Origin of the sequence: Marinobacter sp. LA51 (genome assembly GCF_030297175.1) — a bacterium.
GTDB classification, from domain to species: Bacteria; Pseudomonadota; Gammaproteobacteria; order Pseudomonadales; family Oleiphilaceae; genus Marinobacter; species Marinobacter apostichopi.
Genome location: NZ_AP028070.1, coordinates 1,810,401 through 1,828,594, shown reverse-complemented (window position 1 = coordinate 1,828,594; position 18,194 = coordinate 1,810,401). Strand labels below are relative to the sequence as shown.

Genomic DNA, 18,194 nt, shown 5'->3' with positions numbered 1-18,194 from the left:
TTATCGCTTAAAAGAAAAGGCGGTCCTGGTGACCGCCTTTTTTGTGCCTGTAGAAAACACCGCGTATACGGCTCTCCGATACTGAAACAGGGCTCTATGAGCCCTGTCTTTGCTCGATCAGTTCACGATGTGCCGCAGAAGACCACACCCCGCTGAACTCCTCAACGACCCCCAGCTGTGCCGTGGCGAATGCCAGCTTGGCTGACAAGCGATCCTGTTGGGCGGAAATGAACGTACGGTTGGCGTCCAGCAGGTCAAGATAGCCGATGGCGCCCTCGCGGTGCATTGTCGACGCGATGCTGAAGGATTCATTAGCGGCCTGGAACGCCCTACCCGTTGCGCGATCCGCCTCCAGCGCTTGTCCGTAGGCAAACACCGCCACCCGTGCATTCGCCACAGCATCGATGATGGTTTGCCTGTAGCGAATGTAGCTGTCTTCTGACGCGGCGTCTTGGCCCTCCACGCGCTGGAGGAGCAGCGGATAACTGAGCAAGGACCAGGAGATCCTCGGCGACATACTCGCGGTGCTCTCTAACCCGTCGGATACTTCCGCCAGATTGGTTAAACCCAGAAAACCTTCCACCGAAAACTGCGGGTAGAGCTCAGCCCTCAATGCGTTGCCCAGAGCCACTTCCCTCGCCAGCGAAGCCAGTGCAGCGCCAATATCGGCACGCAGTCGCATGGCTTCGTTCGCTCGATCAGCTTCCGGAACACCAACGGATGCTGCCAGTACACTTGAGGCGGGTCTCAAGAGCAATGACTCGGGATCCTCATTAACCAGAACTGAAAGCACCGCTTTCGCTCGGTACAGCTGCGCTCTGGCATCAGGCAATTTCGCCCGCTGCTGTTCCAGCAAGGTATCTGCCCTTGCAAGGTCCAGCTTGGGGGAAATACCTTCTTTCACCCTCATCGCCATGACCTCCCGAGTGTCTCCAAGCGCCCGAATATCGGCGCGGATCAACTTAACCCGCTGTCGAGAGGCTTCCCATTCCAGGTAGGCACGTACAACGCCCACGGTCACTTCTTTCAGCATCTCGCGTTGGTTATTGAGTGCGACTTCCAGATTGGCTTCCCCAGCATCAATCAGGGCGTTAAGGCGCCCGAACAAGTCCAATTCCCAGGACGCCGCAAGGCCGACCGAGGACGATTCCTGAACACCGTTGCGGTCGATAACCTCGTAGTCACCGGCTGCCTCCCCTTGTGGCAGCAGCCGGTTCTCATCGGCACCAAGATCCGCCAGAGCCTGACGGACCCGTTGCCCGGTGGAAAGCAGATCCAGATTGGCTGCCTGAGCGACTTCAACCAGTTGGTTGAGCTGTTCATCCTGGTAGTCTTCCCACCAGTTAACGGTGGTGAAAGCATCAGGCTGGACGCCGAATTCCAGACTATCAAGGTAGCGCTCGTTAGCGTCTTTTCGTTGCTCGTAGTCAGGCGTTGCGGCACAACCGACGAGCAATAATGAACCCAGCACTATGCTGACAACGTTCTTAGGCATGGTCGGTCTCCGTGATCTGTTCAAGTGTTGCCTGGGTTTTCTCCCCGGTCTTTGCCTCGGTTTTGGTCCGCTGAATCACGGCGTAGAACACGGGGGTGAACAGCAGGCCAAACACCGTTACACCAATCATTCCGGAGAACACTGCAATGCCCATGGCCTCGCGCATTTCAGAGCCAGCACCACTGGCCAGCACCAGCGGAACCACGCCGGCGGTAAATGCGATGGAGGTCATTAAAATCGGTCGCAACCGAAGTCGGCAGGCTTCCACGATCGCCTGATAGTGGCTATAGCCTCTCAGGTTGAGATCCCGGGCAAATTCCACCATCAGAATGGCGTTCTTGCTCGCGAGGGCCACCAGAACGATCAGCCCGATCTGGGTGAAGATGTTGTTGTCCCCCGAGGTCAGCCATACTCCGGCCAGTGCTGACAAGAGAGTCATCGGTACAATCAATATGATGGCAAACGGCAGCCGAAGACTCTCGTACTGGGCGGCAAGAACGATAAACACCAGCAGGATCACCAACGGAAACACATACATCATGGTGTTGCCGGCCAGCTCTTGCTGGTAGGTCACTTCCGTCCATTCGTAGGCCATACTATCAGGCAGTGTTTGAGCCAGTACTTCCTCAATCGCAGCCTGAGCCTGGTCGGAGCTGAAGTTTGGTGCCGGTGAGCCGTTCAGTTCGGCTGTGGGGTAGCCGTTGTAACGCATAACCCGGTCCGGGCCGGTAGTGGCCTCGACATTCATAATCGCTGACAGCGGAACCATCTGGCCCTGCCCATTGCGAACTTTCAGGTTCATTATGTGCTCTGGATCAAGCCGTTTTTCAGCCTCCGCCTGGGCAATCACCTGATAGGTACTGCCAAACAGGTTTACGTCATTGACGTAGCGTGACCCAAGGTACACCTGCAATGTGTCGAAGACCGACTCCAGGGGAATCCCCAAGAGCATCGCCTGCTCTCGGTCTATGTCCAGGTCAAACTGGGGCACCTGAACCCGGAAGCTGGAGTAAAGCCCGGTCAACGCAGGGTGCTTGCGCGCTTCGTTCAAGGTGGTCTGCAAACTCGCGAACAGTGCTTCGAACCCCTTGTTCCCGCGGTCCTCTATCTGCAGCTTAAAGCCGCCGGTGGTGCCCAGGCCCAGAATTGGGGGCGGCGGGAACACCGCAACGAAGCCTTCGTCGATCCCGGCAAACGCTGCATTCAGCTTACCCGCAATGGCGCCGGCACTCAGCTCCGCACTTTTTCGATCGCCAAAATCATCCAGTGGCAGGAAAACTATGCCGCTGTTTGGGCTGTTGGTGAAACCATTGATCGAGAGGCCCGGAAAGGCAACCGTGTTGGCTACGCCCTCTGTTTCCAGAGCAATCTGTTCCATTTCGCTAACCACGGCTGTGGTTCGGTCCAGACTCGAGGCGTCAGGCAGCTGCGCAACCGCAACCAGGTACTGCTTATCCTGCTGGGGAATGAAACCACCGGGAACACTGTTGAACAGGAGGCCTGAGAAAACGGTGAGGCCAATGTAAACCACCCCGACAATAGCGCCGTAGCGAATGAGTTTCTTGACCAGCACTTCATAAGCTTCACCGGTCCGGTCGAAGAAACGGTTGAAAGGCTGGAACACGAAACGGCCGAATACCTTGTCCAGCGCGCGGGACAACCGATCCGGTTTTTCATCGTGGCCTTTCAGGAGCAACGCCGACAACGCAGGTGACAGCGTGAGCGAATTGATGGCCGAGATCACCGTCGAAATCGTGATGGTCAGTGCGAACTGCTTATAGAACTGGCCGGACAAGCCGGTGATAAATGCAGTCGGAATGAAAACCGCACACAGCACCAGGGCAATAGCAATAATGGGTCCGGTCACCTCATTCATGGCAACCTTGGTGGCCTCACGGGGCGAAAGGCCCCGCTGAATGTTCCGCTCCACGTTTTCGACCACCACGATGGCGTCGTCGACTACGATGCCGATAGCCAATACCAGACCGAACAGCGACAGCGTGTTGATCGACACCCCAAGCCACTGCATCACCGCAAAGGTGCCTACCAGAGAGACGGGGACCGCCACCAATGGAATGATGGATGCGCGCCAGGTCTGCAGGAACAAAACTACAACCACAACCACCAGCAGGATTGCCTCGAGCAATGTGGTAATCACCGCGTCGATTGAGCCGCGAACAAACACCGTTGGGTCATACACGATGTCGTAGGTTACGCCCTGGGGAAATGATTCAGACAGCCGATCCATGGTTCCACGAACGCTGTCGGAGAGCTCGATGGCATTGGAACCCGGGCGCTGGAAAACCGGCATGGCAACAGCGGGATTGCCGTTCAACATAGCCCGTAGCGCGTAAGTGTTCTGGCCCAGTTCAACACGGGCCACGTCCGATAACCGGGTAATCGCCCCGCTCTCGCCAACCTTGAGCACAATATCCCGGAACTCTTCCAGCGAGGTCAGGCGACCGCGCACATTCAGCAGAAGTTGGAACTGGCTATCAGTTGGCGCAGGCTGCGCGCCCAGGGTACCGGCCGCAACCTGACGGTTCTGAGCGCGTACAGCGTTAACAACATCCGATGCGTTCAGGTTGCGGGCAGCGAGTTCATCGGGCTGAAGCCAGAGACGCACTGCATACTCACCACCACCGAACAGCTGCACATCACCCACGCCACCCAGGCGAGCTATTTCGTCTTTGACATTGAGCTCAGCATAATTGGACAGATAGGTGATATCGCGGCTGTCATCCGGCGAGTGCAGATGCACGACCATGGTCAGATTCGGTGACGATTTCTCGGTCACCACACCCAGGCGTTGTACTTCCTCGGGCAGACGTGGCAAGGCACTGTTGACGCGGTTTTGTACCTGGACCTGGGCTTTGTCCAGGTCCGTACCCAGCGCGAAGGTCACCGTTAGCGTCATGCGTCCGTCGGCGGTTGCCTGGGAGGACATGTACAGCATGTTTTCGACGCCATTGATTTCGTCCTCAAGGGGCGAAGCCACGGTTTCAGCGATAACTTTCGGATTTGCTCCCGGGTAATTCGCGGTGACAACAACCGTTGGCGGTACCACTTCCGGGTATTCACTGATTGGAAGCTGGAACAGCGAGATACCGCCCCCGATCAGGATGACCAGGGACAGCATGGCGGCGAATATCGGCCGATCTATAAAAAAGTGGGGAAATTTCATGATATCAGCCTCAGAACTCTAAGCCGGCAGTCTGCTGGACGTCCGGAGCGTGCTCTTCAAGTGTGAACGCAACGCCTGATGGCGACTCAGACAACATGATCGGATCAATCGTCATACCAGGCCCTACCTTGGCCGTGCCATTGGCCACCAGTACATCGCCCTCAACCAGACCCTGCTCGACAACCCGGAAGCTGCCAAATCGCTCTCCAATTTTCACTGCGGTGTAGTTGGTTTTACCCTGATCGTTCACGGTCAATACAAAGCGGCTGTCCAGATCGGTGGCAATGGCACGCTCTGGAACCATGATCTTGTTTTCCGTTTCTGCTACGGCAATTTTCACCCTGGCGAATGCGCCCGGCACCAAGGCGTCACCGGAATTGCCCAATACTGCCCTCAGCCGCAGAGTACCCGTATTGGTATCAATGGTGTTGTCAACGAAATCTATCTGGCCGACGTGAGGGAAATCCTGTTCGCCAGTTAGTTGAATGCGAACCGGAGAGCCCAACGCTTTGTCTCGAGCGCTGAAGAACCGATACCAGGTGCCTTCGTCCATGTCGAAATAGGCGTAACGGTCTTGATCAGAAACAATGGTCGTCAAATGACTCTGGTTGGCGATTACGGTATTCCCGGCGGTAATGTTTGCCCGGGAAATCACTCCATCAATCGGTGAACGAATAGTGGCGTAGCTCAACTGCAGCTCTGCTTCCTTGAGCTGGGCGTTCAGGGATGAAACCTCGGCTTCCGCCTGCTGCTGAACGGATCCACGCAGTTCCGCCTGCTCTTCAGAAATGGCGTTGCTGCGCAACAGCCGGCCTGCACGCTCGGCTTCCGCTTTTGCCTGGTCAAGCGCAGCGCGCGAACGAGCCAATTCAGCGTTCAGCTGTTCAATGCGAGCTTCGAGATGGCGATCATCCAATTGGAGCAAGATGTTGCCCTTCTCCACCTTTTGGCCCTCAACAAAATGGACCTTGTCGATCACGCCGGACAGTCGAGGCCTGAGCTCAACACTTTCGGGTGCTTCAATGCGGGTCGTATACGTTTTCTGAGGTTGAACCCGGGAACTGGCGGCGGCGATTACCTCAACCGACGGAGATCTCGCTTCGCTCACAGTGTCCTGCGCTGCACTCTCGCAACCTGCTAGAACAAAAACTGCCGCACTCAGTACGGCGAGAATTCGATAATTCATCGGCTAGACCCTTTTTCTTTCATAATGGGGACTTCGGCGGGGACCTGAGAGAGGACACAGATCAGTGACTGCGAAAACCCAAACCGGAGTTGTTCTTGCCGAGAATTATCTTTACATCGTGGATGCAGGAATAATCATCATGCCGTATTGGTTTTATCACTGGGGGTGATATTGCTCTAGCCCTACCCACGACCGAAATCACCGGTGCGCTTTAGGCCAGAGTACCGAGCAGCTGGATCAAGCCAGATTTTCGGTTACTCGAACCCTTCCAGGACTATCTTGCCCACGGCCGTTCCGCCTTCCAGTTCAGTATGCGCCGCACGCAGATTGTCAGCATTGATTACACCAAGGTTCTTGCCAGCGGTGGTTCGAATATGGCCTTCGTCCACCAGACTGGCGACCTTTCCCAGCAGGTCGTGCTGAACCTGCATGTCATCGGCGTTATGCATGGAACGGGCGAACATGAACTCTATATGCAGCGACAGGCTTTTTGGTTTGATTTTCATCACGTCCAGAGAGTCTGGATCGTCAATCATGGCGATCCTGCCGAATGGCTTAAGCACCGCCACGTAATCATCGAAGTATTGATCGGTCGCATTCAGGCTGGCCACGTGAGTGATCGAGGCAAATTTGCCCTCAGAAACCAGTTGTTGGATCTGCGCCTGCAGTGGCTCTCGGTGGTTCACAACAAAATCTGCACCCAGTGATTCCACCCATTGGCGAGACTCAGGACGAGAGGCGGTCGCCACTACTGTGGCACCCGTCAGCTTTTTGGCCAACTGAATCAGGATAGAGCCCACACCGCCGGCTGCTCCAACCACAAGGATCACATCGTTGGTCGGCGTGATTTCCCCAGCACTCTGCTGCTCAAGGCCAAGATGATCAAAGAGCATTTCCCAGGCGGTGATGGTGGTCAGCGGGAGTGCTGCGGCCTCTGCATCGCTGAGGCTCGCAGGCTTGCGGCCGACAATGCGCTCGTCCACGGTCTGGTACTCTGCATTGCTACCTTGCCGGGTAACGTCACCGGCGTAGTACACTTGATCGCCCGGCTTGAACAGTGACACGCCCTTGCCTGTTGCCACTACTTCTCCAACGGCATCCCATCCCAATACCTTGACCTCACCAGGCTCCGGCGCAGCACGTTGACGTACTTTGAAATCAACGGGATTGACACCAATAGCCCGGACCCGGACCAAAAGATCCCGTCCCTCGGCAACTGGTTGAGGGAGCTCAACGTCCTGCAAGGCGTTCGGATTATTGATGGGTAAGGATTCGGTATATCCAACAGCTTTCATGCTTGTCTCCAGGGTGGTCGCTGGCAATTGGTCGCAATTGCCAGTCGTTAAAAGTGGCGACCAGTGTGATCCCTCTTTACACTATGAAAAACAGCCCAATCCCATAAACATATTCAAAGATTTTTTGAAAATGAACTTTGACGATCTCACCGTTGTGCTCAAGGTGGCAGAGTTCCGCAATATAACGGCGGCTGCTACTAGCCTGGATATGCGTGCAGCAACGGCGAGCGCCGCCGTCAAACGCGTTGAACAGGAATTGGGGGTAGAGCTGTTCGTCCGCTCTACCCGTCAACTTCGACTGTCTGCGGCTGGTGAAAAGTACCTGCCCCAATGTCAGCAGGCATTGGCTTTGATGGACGAAGCCCGCAAGAACATTCGTTCCGGAAAAGAGACAGTGGCGGGAGAAATTCGGCTATCGGTGTCATCCGATCTGGGGCGGAACCGGGTAGTGCCGTGGATCGATCAGTTAATGACATTGCACCCGGGGCTGAGTTTGCGGGTTCAGATTACCGACAGCAATGTGGATTTTTTCCGGGATTCGGTCGATATGGCTCTGCGCTACGGATCGCCAAATGACTCCAATCTTTACGGGTTCAAAATCTGTGATGTGCCCCGCCTCCTCTGCGCAACGCCGGATTACCTTGCACAGCATGGCACCCCGGTTCACCCGCACGACCTGGCAGGCCACAACGGTCTGTTTTACCAGTTGCAGGACATTCCCTTTGACCTGTGGACCTTTAAACGGAGCGGTGAGGAATTTCGGGTAAAGATGAAAGGCAACCGGGCATCCAACGACGGCGATCTGGTTCGCCGCTGGTGTATCGCCGGGCAAGGTTTGGCGGTGAAATCCTGCCTCGATATGTCAGACGACCTGCTTTCAGGCCGGGTGATGAACGTTATGCCCGACTATGCACCACCGGTATCGGAACTGTGGCTGATCTGCCCGACACGACAATCCATAACACCGGCTATGCGCATGCTGCGAGACCACCTGAAGCAGCAGTGTCGGGACTTAATAAACGCCATGACAGCCCGGGGCATACTTCCACGTTGTGATTAAACCGCTTCCAGGTGCCGACCACAGGGCGAGTTGGTCATTATGTCTTGCCAGCGGTCGCGAAGCAGACGCTCGAGAAGTTCACGCATCCAGATAATGCCGGGGTCACGGTCATGACGGGCGTGCCAGATCAGGTAAAGACTGGTGGGATCAATCTCGAACGGCAACGCACCCATCCAAAGTCCATTTACAAAACCACAATCCTGACTGATCAGCTCCGGCACCGCCGCGATCAGGTTCGTATCTCTCAATATCTGCGGCACAATGGAAAAGTGGTTAACCGTGGTGGCAATTCGGCGGCTCTGCCCCTTCTGATCCAGGTAGCTGTCTACGAAGCCATGAGCTTCGCCTGACATGGACACCAGCAGATGGCGCGCCGACAGGAACTCTTCCATGGTGATGGGCCTGCCCGCCAGCGGATGGTCCTCGCGCATCGCAAGAACATACCCACCCTCGAACAACCAGGTACTGCGCAGGCTGTGGTCATGCTGATTCAACACACCAACCGCCAAATCAACATGCGCCTCTCTCAGATCGTCATAGCTGCCATCCGGGGTGTACGGAACCGCGTGCAGGTCAACGCCCGGCGCTTCTCGCTCTAGTAACTCTATGAGCGGCCGCCAGATCATTTCCACAATGACATCGGTCGCAGCAATCCGGAACTTCCGTTTGGAACTGGCCGGGTCGAACTGGGTGGCACTCACCGCGTTGGTTAGGGCGTACATGGGGTTGCCAACCTGGTCCCACAGACTCAAAGCGTAAGACGTGGGCTCTATGTTGCGCCCCTTGCGGACGAACAAGGGGTCGTTCCAGATCTGGCGCATCCGGGAAATAGCGTTCGACACCGCTGGCTGCGTCATGGCAAGCCGCTCTGCCGCTCGAGTAACCGAGCGTTCTGTCATAATGGCATCAAAAATATAAAGGAGTTGCAGCTCCTGCGTTTTCATCGTGTGGGTTCCTGGATGATGACGGCTGTCGCCAATAAGTCTGCCCAGCAATTACATGGGGCGCAACACAAACGCAAAAACGCCCTGCCACGTGACAGGGCGCTTAAGCAGTTTAGGTCGTCAGATATTGCCTTTCACGAAGGTGCGCAATTGGCCAAGGCTTCCAGCGCCAGTTTGCCGGGCGATAACTCCACCGTCGCGGAACAGTGCCAGCGTCGGGATACTTCGGATACCCATGCGGGCGGCCGTTTCGGGACTGTCGTCCACGTTCACCTTGGCTACAACCAATTCGTCACCAAACTCATCGGCGATCTCCTCCACTATCGGCCCCACGGTTTTGCAAGGGCCACACCAAGGTGCCCAAAAATCCACCAATACTGGTTTGCCGTTTTGACTGACTGCCGTTTCAAAATTGCTGTCGTTTACGTCAATGATGTTTGTCATTTCACTACTCCTTTCGCTTCGATACTTGCTGTAACCATGCGGTCTGGGTTGAATAAAAACCAATTGTTCAGACGTATACATGGCATTTCCCCAGATGATGACCGCGGCGGCATCAACGACTGCTCAGTCGTTTACTGAGCACCAGGCCACCCCAAGCCAAGGTACGATCCCCCGTACCACTCTTGATCTCCGAGCTCTGGACCCGAAGCACATAGCTCAGCTCCACACCGTTAGAAAACGCGTGCGTATACCCGCCCCACACCTCGGCCAACAGGATATTCACGTCGTTAGCGCCAAGTTCATGGTCGGAATCCCGGAACTGCCCCTGTAAGAACGCGTTGTAGGCGCGGGCCTTTACCGATAACCCTCCCCAGAAATAGTTTTCCCGGCCGCCCGAGGCTGAAACACCTGGAGCCCGCTCCCCGTAGGCCATCAACTCGGGGTTGAAGCGGTTATCAGGTGAGGAGATCAGCCCGTCACGAAACACCAGGGCGGCACCAAACTCGGTTAGATACCCCACGCTCCCGAAATAGGTCACCTTGACCTTGCTGTCCGGCTCGCTGGCATCAAGATATTGATGGTAAGCGGCTGAGTAGCGAAGGGTCGGCTCGCCACCCTCTGAGACCTGATGGTCCCAGCCCTCCGCCTTGTCACTCCCAATGACCTTATGGATGGAATTCTGCCCGGATTTGAACAGGTCCAGCCCAAGGGCGCCGACCGTCAGCGAGGTGGTCCAGCCTGACTTGCCGGCAAGGCCCTGGTAGCTCTTGCTGGTCGACAGGTACACCAGGCTACTGTATGGACGGTCGTCATAATCAATCTGCGGGGCGGAGATTTCCTCGGGAGTAAAGCCATAAACGCCGAACTCCAGTGAGGTACTCGCAGCCTTATCGGGAAATGCAGTAAAGCTACCCAGCAAACTTTGATCGATATGCCCGGCCAGGCGCGAATACACATTGCTGCCAAACTCAGGAGAATTCGATGCGTAGGTAATCGCCACGCCGGCGGTATAGTCCCGGTCTGTTTGAGTTGGAGCAAACAGATCGTTGTCCGTAGACAAAGCGATCACAGAGTCCGGACCAGCCGCAAGGCCGGTGGTTGAAACTGCGGTAAAACCGAGTGCAAAGGCGAGTGAAAGGTAGCGCATGGCCAACTCCAGTACTTCGAGATCGTTGATCGAGTTGGTGGCTATTCTTGGGAGGAAGGGCGTCGAGGACTAATAAGAAGATCGTATTTTGAGCATCACTATCCGTGATGTATACGTAGTTTTACTTGTCTTTTTAACAAGTTTTATTTCTTTCACTCGTTAGGTCATTTTCATAAAACAACTATATATTATTGTTTTATTTCGAAATTTAATATCTTTCATTGGAGAGTAAAAATTTCGAATAAGATCCAGATGAAGATCGATCGACCAAATTCATAACCTGGTGTGATATCACCCATACTGATTTCGAATTATTCATGACACACCGCAGTCCGCATACTTCACTCCATCAGATAGCGACCAGCTAGTCGGTATCGATTGAAGCGTTAACCAATTTGAACTCAGGAGAATATGTTATGCGTAAATTTGCTCTGGTCACCCTCACCTCGCTCATCGCCGTAGCGGCAGTTCCTGCCCATGCAACTCTGGCAGACCGCAAATCTGACCAACCGAGCGCAGAAACTGCTCAGCCCGCGCCTTATAGTGGCCAAGTGGTCATTCGCGGCGAAGTTCGTTCTGAGGATGCCAAGAAGGACTCTGCAGAACCAGCTCCCTACAGTGGTCAGCTCGTTATTCGTGGTGAAGTTAAGTCAGCAAGCCACGGCTAAGCTTTGAATATTTCATGTGCGTCTTGGCACCAGGGACGGTGCGTTTTTCCGATCACTCCGCTTTACCCGGCTTAACTGCGCTGCTTTCCACTCTGCCCTCCATCCATGGCGGTCTGCTGCCAATTCGATCCAGCAGGAAATCGATGAACACGCGAACCTTGGCCGTCAATACATTGGATTTGGGGTACACCAGCCAGAGCGCCGGCTCCGCATCCATCTGGTAATCTGGCAAAACCTGAACCAGGGTGCCTTCGGCAAGTTCCCGATGAACGCTCCACAGAGCATGTATGGCAATTCCTGCCCCCTCCATGGTTGCTATCTTGTAGCTCAAACCGTCATCGATAATCAGCCGGTTCTGCGATGTGCGGGGTTTAAATTGACTCTGCTCACTCTGGGGGCCGTTCAGGTTGATGGTAGCCTGGGATTTAAAGGCTATGATCTGGTGGGCACGCAAATCATCCGGGTGCTCTGGTGTTCCCCATTTCGCCAGATATTCGGGGGAGGCGCAGAATACCCGCTGATCCTCTGCCAGTTTCCGGGCTTTCAGGTTGCTGTCTGGCAGCACGGCATCTCTCAGGGCGAGGTCAAAGCTACCCTGAATAAGATCCAGCTCCATATCAGATAACCGCAAATCGAGATTAATGCCCGGGTACTGGTCCAGAAACTCGGGTACTAGCGGCATGATGTATTGCTGGGCGAAGGTGCTGGATGCAGCAAACCGCAAGGTACCGGACACGTTTTCATTGCCAAACCCCATGGCCGCCAGCGCCGCGTTCTCCTGCGCCAGAATTTCCTTTGCGAACGGCAAAAACTCCGCGCCTTCAGTCGACAGTGCCACTTTTCGTGTGGAGCGGCGCAGTAGATCGGCCCCGACCGTTTTCTCCAGTTTGGCCAGCCTTGCACTGGCAACGGCCGGAGGCATGCCCAGCTCCCGCCCGGCGGCACTGATGTTGAGCTTCTCGGCGGCCAGAACGAACAGTTTAATTCCCTCAGTATCCATATGGATCAGGCCTCAGCAGGAATACAGTCGATGTCCTTTTGACCAGACTTCCGGGTCGATAGCCATGCCTGAGCAATACCCGACAAAATAATCAGCAGACATCCCGAGAGCTGCAAAGTATTCAGACTCTGGTCAAACAGCACCCAGGCAATTGCCACAACAGTGATGGGTTCGAGATAAGCAAGGGTACCGAAGGTGGCTGCGGGCAACTCCCTTAATGCGACAACGGCCAACATGATCGCGAGGAATCCAGGTACCAGGCCCGCGGCAATCAGCCAGCCCCACTGCGCCATAGCGATGCCCTCACCCTTAATCAGCATCAGTGGCAGCATGCACAAAGCCCCTGCCAGCATTTGGAAGCCGCTGCGACTCAATACATGAATACGATCGTCGATCAGGCGATTAGTTAACATAAACGCTGAGTAACACAGCATGGCACAACCCGCGTACACCAGACCGATAGCCTCCTCTGCTCTCCCACTCACGCTGAAGTTAAACTCCATCATCATCGCGAACCCCAGTAACGCGAACCCAATCAGCCCGATACTGGCAGTGGTGAGACGCTCGCCGAGGAAAAAATGGGCCACTACCGAAGCCGTCACCGGGGCCAGGTACATCACCATGACAGCGTTCGCCATACTGGTGTATTCAATGGCCAGTATGTAGAACATCACGAATCCGGCCAGGAAGGCACCGGTGACAAGTACCTTGCCTCCAGGCCACATCAAGACCTTATTGCGTTGCCCGCTTGCAAACAGATAGGCCGCCATCAAAAGCGCACCGATGAAAAGCCGATAGAAGGTGACGGTCTCAGCACCGGCACCAGCATATAGAGAGATTGCACCGATGGTGCCCATAAAGACGGCTGACAAAGCTGCTGCCCAAAGAAAAACCACCGAACCTGACTCAGTCCTCATATTCCCTCTCTAACCAGAATAAACACGACGCCTAATCCTCCCTGAGCGCAACCGGCCAACATCATTGGCGGCAATGGGAACTGCCCTCAAAGAAAAAGGAGCAGAACGTTGCCCCTAAATCCCCGCTGTGTAAATACCACCAACCGACAGCCATACGTTGAACCCAAACACGCCCATGGCCGCGGCGTCTTGGCATTTATATCCTTTTTCCGAATTCTGAAAACCATTATTGGCCATTTATTCCGCTTTTACGAACACCTAATCTGTTCGATAGATACTTGGACAAACCACAGAATGAACTGGAGGCACACAATGAAAGCGATGGTTCTCAACCAGTACGGCGAGCAGGCAGCGTTTGAGCAGACGGAAATGACAGCACCCTCGGCCCAACCCGGTCAGGTGATCGTCCGAGTTGCGGCAACAAGCATCAACACCGTCGACACCATGATTCGCCAGATGGGCAAGGATCTCCCCCTCTCCCCGGAGCTACCTGCAGTGCTCGGCATGGACTTCGCCGGGACCATTGAGGCCGTGGGTGAAGGCGTGACCGGTTTTGCACCCGGCGACGAAATTTACGGATGTGCTGGAGGCCTGGCCGATTTGCAGGGTGCCCTGGCTGAGTACATGCCAGCCGACGCACGGCTGATTGCCCACAAACCCAAGAGCCTGACGATGCGTGAGGCGGCGGCATTGCCGCTGGTCGGTATCACCGCCTTTGAAGGTCTGCAAAGGGCCGGCGTTAAAGCCGGACAGAAAGTTCTGGTGCACGGTGGCACCGGTGGCGTCGGCCATGTCGCGGTTCAGCTGGCCAGGCACTTTGGTGCCACTGTTTATTCAACAGCCTCCGGTGAACAGGCATTCGATATCATCAAAGGCTATGGCGCTACGCCGATTGACTACAAGACTGAAACCGTAAACGACTATGTCCAGGCCCACACCTCAGGCGCCGGTTTTGATGTGGTATTCGATTCAGTCGGTGGCGCAAACATGGCCAACAGCTTTGAAGCGGCAGCCCTGAATGGGCACGTGAGCAGCACCGTGGCCATGGTTGATTTGGACCTAACCACAGCCCACTTCAAAGGGCTGTCTGTCCATGTTGTCTTCATGCTGATTCCCATGTTGCACAACCATCATCGGGAAGCGCACGGAGGCATTCTGGCTAAGCTCGCGCAGATCGTGGATCAGGGTGGTGTTAAACCTCTCCTCGATGAACAGCGCTTTAACCTGGCCGAAGCGGGCAAAGCCCATGATCGACTGACTAGCGGCCAGGCCATCGGCAAGGTCGTCGTGGAGGTATAACAAATGCCGGCACTGAACGAGAGCACAAAGACATTTGCCCAGATAAATCGGGGCTACAATCAGGTCTTTCAGCCGAATCGATTGAGTATTGGCCTGGCAGCTCCGCTGGAGAGTTATACCAGGGGGCCCGTACCGTCGATGAATCGCCACCTTGAACGTGTGCGGTTGGCCGAAAAGGTTGGTTTTTCGGCGGTATGGTTGCGCGATGTCCCATTCAATGTGCCCTCGTTCGGTGATGCCGGCCAAGTCTTCGATCCGTTCGTTTACCTTGGCTTTCTGGCGGGCCAAACCGATCGGATCGCCCTGGGTATCGCGAGCCTGATACTGCCACTCCGCCACCCTGCGCATGTTGCGAAAGCCGCAGCTAGTGTCGACCAACTGTCCGGTGGTCGTCTGATACTCGGAATCGCATCGGGCGACCGACCGGATGAATACCCTGCCCTCAACGAGAACTACGCAAACCGGGGCGAGCGTTTTCGGGACAGTTTCGAGTACATCCGCAAGATGGCCGCAACCGCACCGGCATTTAAAAACCGTTACGGTCAAACGAACGGTGAGATGGACCTGCTTCCCAAGCCAGCGGCGGGAAAGATTCCGATGTTGATTACCGGCGGAAGCCAACAGGAGCCGCAATGGGGTGCTCGCCACAGTGATGGCTTGATTACTTACCCACGGAGTATTGACGACCAGGCAAACGCCGTGAGTTCATGGCGTGACGGTATTCCCAATAAAACAGGGGTTTCAAAGCCCGTAATGCAATCCCTGTACATCGATTTGATGGCAGATCCCGATGCACCGCCGCAGCCCATTCATCTGGGCTTCAGATCGGGCATGAAGTTCCTAAAGAGCTACCTGAAATCGTTGGAAGACATCGGTGTAAACCATGTGGCGCTGAACCTACGGTTCAATCAGGCGGACATTGAGGAAACGCTCCTGTACCTCGCAGAAGACTTGCTCCCCGACTTCCGGGCATAAGGACACAAACCATGACCAAGAAAATCCTGATCACCGGCGCCACTGATGGCATCGGGCTGGAAACTGCAAAACGTCTCTACTCCGAGGGCCACACGCTGCTTTTGCATGGAAGGAACTCAGAAAAACTGGCGGCGACAGAAAGAACGTTGGCGGACACCAAAGGTGCCGGACTGATCTTCACCTATAAGGCGGATTTGTCGCGCCTGGCCGAAGTGGATTCTTTGGCAGAAGCCATCGCCAACGAACATGACCAGTTGGACGTCATCATCAATAACGCCGGTGTCATGCGCGTTCCTGAAACCATCACTCAGGACGGCCTGGATGTCCGGTTCGCCGTGAATACGGTTGCACCGTATCTGCTGACAAAACGCTTGCTACCCCTTCTGGCGTGCGATGCACGGGTTGTGAACCTGTCATCCGCCGCACAGGCGACCGTGGAGCTTGACGCCCTGCGGGGGAAGAAGCTCCTTCTGGACGACATGTCGGCCTACGCCCAAAGTAAGCTGGCTTTAACCATGTGGAACCATACCATGGCGCAGTCCAGCAGCAATCAGGGGCTGGTTTTTGTGGCGGTCAATCCCGGCTCCCTGCTGGCGTCAAAGATGGTGAAAGAGGGTTTCGGGATAGCTGGAAAAAGCCTGTCCATCGGAGCCAAGGTGCTCGGCCGCGCGGCACTTTCAGAAGAGTTTGCCAATGCTTCGGGCAAGTATTTTGATAACGATAAAGGTGGGTTCGGAGCGCCACACGCGGACGCTCTGGATGACCGGAAATGCCGCGAGGTTGTAGCGGCTATAGAAAAGTTAGTAGCCGCTCCCACATGAAATCATGACGAACAGCTGTAGTGCGACGACCCACCAACGCCAAAGAGTTCCAACGGCTTTAGCCGGTAGTATTTGTCATTCACGTCTTTCGATTGCTCGGCGTATGGTTGCGTGAAGACTTCCTGCAACTCTCGCAGCAAAGAATAGTCTCCGGCAGCCGCTTGTTGATAGGCAGGTACCACGAACCATTCCCGCAAACTGTATTTTGGATTAACCAGTTTCATCTGACGAGAAAGCTCCTCGCGAGACTGCAAAGCCGTCAGTGATTTCCATTTCCTAAGCCACTCTGACCAGGCTGCATCCATCGCTTCCGGATTGGCACCATACCTCGAGCCGGTATAAAAGCTTTTCTTCAAAGGGGTAATATCATCAGGCACGCCGGAGAGCTCTCGAAAGAAAAGGGTGTAATCAACAGGTGTGTTCACCATCAAGCTTTCGAGCTCGCTGAACAAGGTCGCGTCAAAGGTGGCAAGCCCAAGTTTGGCCGCCCACATTTGCTCCATCTGCTCGATCATCACCCTTGAAAAACCACTTTGAATCTCTTCGAGCTGTTGCAGATGCTCTGGATCTGCCGCCAGCAGGGGCCGGAGTGTCGAGCAGAACGAGTGGAAATTGCGCTCTGCTGCCGCCGGTTGATTCAGGAAAGAATAGTGGTGTCCGCCCCCCGTCCATGGCTGATACTGCGGGTTATAAACGTCGCAGAATCCGAATGGACCGTAGTCGAGAGTGAAGCCCCCGGCGGCACAGTTGTCACTGTTAAAGTTGCCCTGGCAATAGCCAACGCGGACCCAGTTGGCCACCAGCGACGCGAGCCGGCCACGGAACTCGCGCGCGAGCAGTACCAGTTTTTCGGCAGTGGTCAGTGTTTGATCAATGACGTCACTGTACTCACGATCGATCAAATGCAGCACAATCTTCTCAAGCTCCTCCATGGCCTGCGGATGCTCATTCTTGCGAGCACGGCGACTAAAAAGCTCGAGTTGGCCAACCCGAATGAAAGAGGGTGCGACGCGGGTCGAGATGGCGACTGGCTCAGATATCAGTACATCTGGATTCATCGAACGTGAAGCCTCTGAATACCAGGGGCGCCTGACCTTCTCTGTTTTTGAAACGTACAAACTTAACGACCGAGACGTTGGAACCCCGAGCGCGTGCATATGCTCTTGTGCCAGGAATTCCCGAACACTTGACCGGAGAACTGCCCGGCCATCCCCGCCCCGGCAGTAGGGCGTCCGGCCGCCACCTTTAAGCTGCATTTCCCAACGCTGCCCATTGATAACCGCCTCAAGCACTGAAATGGCCCGACCGTCGCCGTATCCGTTGCCGGTTTGGAACGGGCACTGTTGGCTGTATTCGGTACCAAAGATGGAAAGAGCGTAGCCGCACGCCCACCCGACCCGGCGCATCGGCTCCGGAACCTGCGATAGGTCGCCGGAGAATACGCGCACAAAGTCATCGGACTGCACCATGTTGTCAGCGAAGCCCAGTTCACGAAACAGAGTTTTGCCGTGCGCAATGTACTCGGGGTTCCCGATGGGTGTGGGATTTACCGGAACATAGTGGCCCGAGAAGACTTGACGCGGCTCGTGGTCGGCCCCGTTTGCTTTCGCCTCAGGGTCACAGTTGAGAGTGTTCATGAGCGAAAAGTCCGCCAGCTCTGCGACGTCGTCGAAGTTCGAGATGAACGAATGTCTCTCCTGGGGCGATCGCTTTAGCATAGGGGCTCCTCGCACGTAGATTTGATGACGGTCAGCAGTGT

Annotated in this window: 15 protein-coding genes; 5 read left to right on the top strand and 10 right to left on the bottom strand. The window is 55.3% G+C overall.

Features of this window, described 5'->3' with window-relative positions:
• Window positions 1-94: 94 nt before the first annotated feature.
• From QUE89_RS08460 to QUE89_RS08445, 4 genes are all read right to left on the bottom strand, one after another.
• Window positions 95-1,495 (bottom strand): TolC family protein, encoded by a 1,401-nt coding sequence (locus QUE89_RS08460; protein ID WP_286222756.1) that lies wholly within the window; start codon window positions 1,493-1,495, stop codon window positions 95-97.
• Window positions 1,488-4,679, bottom strand: a complete 3,192-nt coding sequence (locus tag QUE89_RS08455) for an efflux RND transporter permease subunit (RefSeq protein ID WP_286222755.1) — start codon at window positions 4,677-4,679, stop codon at window positions 1,488-1,490. Before QUE89_RS08455 ends, QUE89_RS08460 begins: the two co-directional genes overlap by 8 nt.
• A 10-nt stretch (window positions 4,680-4,689) precedes the next feature.
• Window positions 4,690-5,787: an efflux RND transporter periplasmic adaptor subunit gene (locus tag QUE89_RS08450; protein WP_286222754.1), complete on the bottom strand. Its 1,098-nt coding sequence runs from the start codon at window positions 5,785-5,787 to the stop codon at window positions 4,690-4,692.
• A gap of 332 nt (window positions 5,788-6,119) precedes the next feature.
• Window positions 6,120-7,160 (bottom strand): zinc-binding alcohol dehydrogenase family protein, encoded by a 1,041-nt coding sequence (locus QUE89_RS08445; RefSeq protein WP_286222753.1) that lies wholly within the window; start codon window positions 7,158-7,160, stop codon window positions 6,120-6,122.
• Window positions 7,161-7,290: 130 nt separating this feature from the next.
• Between QUE89_RS08445 and QUE89_RS08440 the strand changes: the two genes are divergently transcribed.
• On the top strand, window positions 7,291-8,220 hold the full coding sequence (locus QUE89_RS08440) for a LysR family transcriptional regulator (protein ID WP_286222752.1): 930 nt from the start codon (window positions 7,291-7,293) through the stop codon (window positions 8,218-8,220).
• On the opposite strand, the gene QUE89_RS08435 is transcribed toward QUE89_RS08440, so the two are convergent.
• The 3 genes from QUE89_RS08435 to QUE89_RS08425 all read right to left on the bottom strand — a co-directional run bounded on the left by QUE89_RS08435 (window position 8,217) and on the right by QUE89_RS08425 (window position 10,755).
• On the bottom strand, window positions 8,217-9,164 hold the full coding sequence (locus QUE89_RS08435; RefSeq protein WP_286222751.1) for a LysR family transcriptional regulator: 948 nt from the start codon (window positions 9,162-9,164) through the stop codon (window positions 8,217-8,219). The two genes, QUE89_RS08440 and QUE89_RS08435, sit on opposite strands and share 4 nt — an antisense overlap.
• Window positions 9,165-9,284: 120 nt before the next feature.
• A complete protein-coding gene (gene trxA / locus QUE89_RS08430) occupies window positions 9,285-9,608 on the bottom strand; it encodes a thioredoxin (RefSeq protein WP_138441280.1) in 324 nt (107 codons plus the stop codon).
• A 112-nt stretch (window positions 9,609-9,720) separates the two neighbouring features.
• Window positions 9,721-10,755 (bottom strand): lipid A deacylase LpxR family protein, encoded by a 1,035-nt coding sequence (locus QUE89_RS08425; RefSeq protein ID WP_286222750.1) that lies wholly within the window; start codon window positions 10,753-10,755, stop codon window positions 9,721-9,723.
• Window positions 10,756-11,171: 416 nt separating this feature from the next.
• On the opposite strand from QUE89_RS08425, the gene QUE89_RS08420 reads away from it, so the two are divergent.
• Complete coding sequence (locus QUE89_RS08420; RefSeq protein WP_286222749.1) at window positions 11,172-11,423, top strand: hypothetical protein; 252 nt, start codon at window positions 11,172-11,174, stop codon at window positions 11,421-11,423.
• 52 nt (window positions 11,424-11,475) lie between these two features.
• On the opposite strand, the gene QUE89_RS08415 is transcribed toward QUE89_RS08420, so the two are convergent.
• Both QUE89_RS08415 and QUE89_RS08410 read right to left on the bottom strand, forming a co-directional pair.
• Entirely contained in the window at window positions 11,476-12,423 is a 948-nt protein-coding gene (locus tag QUE89_RS08415) for a LysR family transcriptional regulator (protein WP_286222748.1), read from the bottom strand.
• A gap of 5 nt (window positions 12,424-12,428) precedes the next feature.
• The gene (locus QUE89_RS08410; protein ID WP_286222747.1) at window positions 12,429-13,340 is read right to left on the bottom strand and encodes a DMT family transporter; all 912 of its coding nucleotides are present in this window, start codon (window positions 13,338-13,340) and stop codon (window positions 12,429-12,431) included.
• Window positions 13,341-13,652: 312 nt separating this feature from the next.
• Here QUE89_RS08410 and QUE89_RS08405 point away from each other — a divergent pair, with 312 nt between their 5' ends.
• Genes QUE89_RS08405 through QUE89_RS08395 form a run of 3 tightly spaced genes read left to right on the top strand, consistent with a single transcriptional unit; the run spans window position 13,653 to window position 16,435 of the window.
• Window positions 13,653-14,639, top strand: coding sequence for a zinc-dependent alcohol dehydrogenase family protein (locus QUE89_RS08405; protein WP_286222746.1), 987 nt, complete (start codon window positions 13,653-13,655; stop codon window positions 14,637-14,639).
• A gap of 3 nt (window positions 14,640-14,642) precedes the next feature.
• Window positions 14,643-15,614 (top strand): LLM class oxidoreductase, encoded by a 972-nt coding sequence (locus QUE89_RS08400; protein WP_286222745.1) that lies wholly within the window; start codon window positions 14,643-14,645, stop codon window positions 15,612-15,614.
• Window positions 15,615-15,625: 11 nt separating this feature from the next.
• On the top strand, window positions 15,626-16,435 hold the full coding sequence (locus QUE89_RS08395; RefSeq protein WP_286222744.1) for an SDR family NAD(P)-dependent oxidoreductase: 810 nt from the start codon (window positions 15,626-15,628) through the stop codon (window positions 16,433-16,435).
• 2 nt (window positions 16,436-16,437) lie between these two features.
• Here the strand turns inward: QUE89_RS08395 and QUE89_RS08390 are convergent, their stop codons facing one another.
• Window positions 16,438-18,153, bottom strand: a complete 1,716-nt coding sequence (locus QUE89_RS08390) for a protein adenylyltransferase SelO (RefSeq protein ID WP_286222743.1) — start codon at window positions 18,151-18,153, stop codon at window positions 16,438-16,440.
• Window positions 18,154-18,194: the final 41 nt, after the last annotated feature.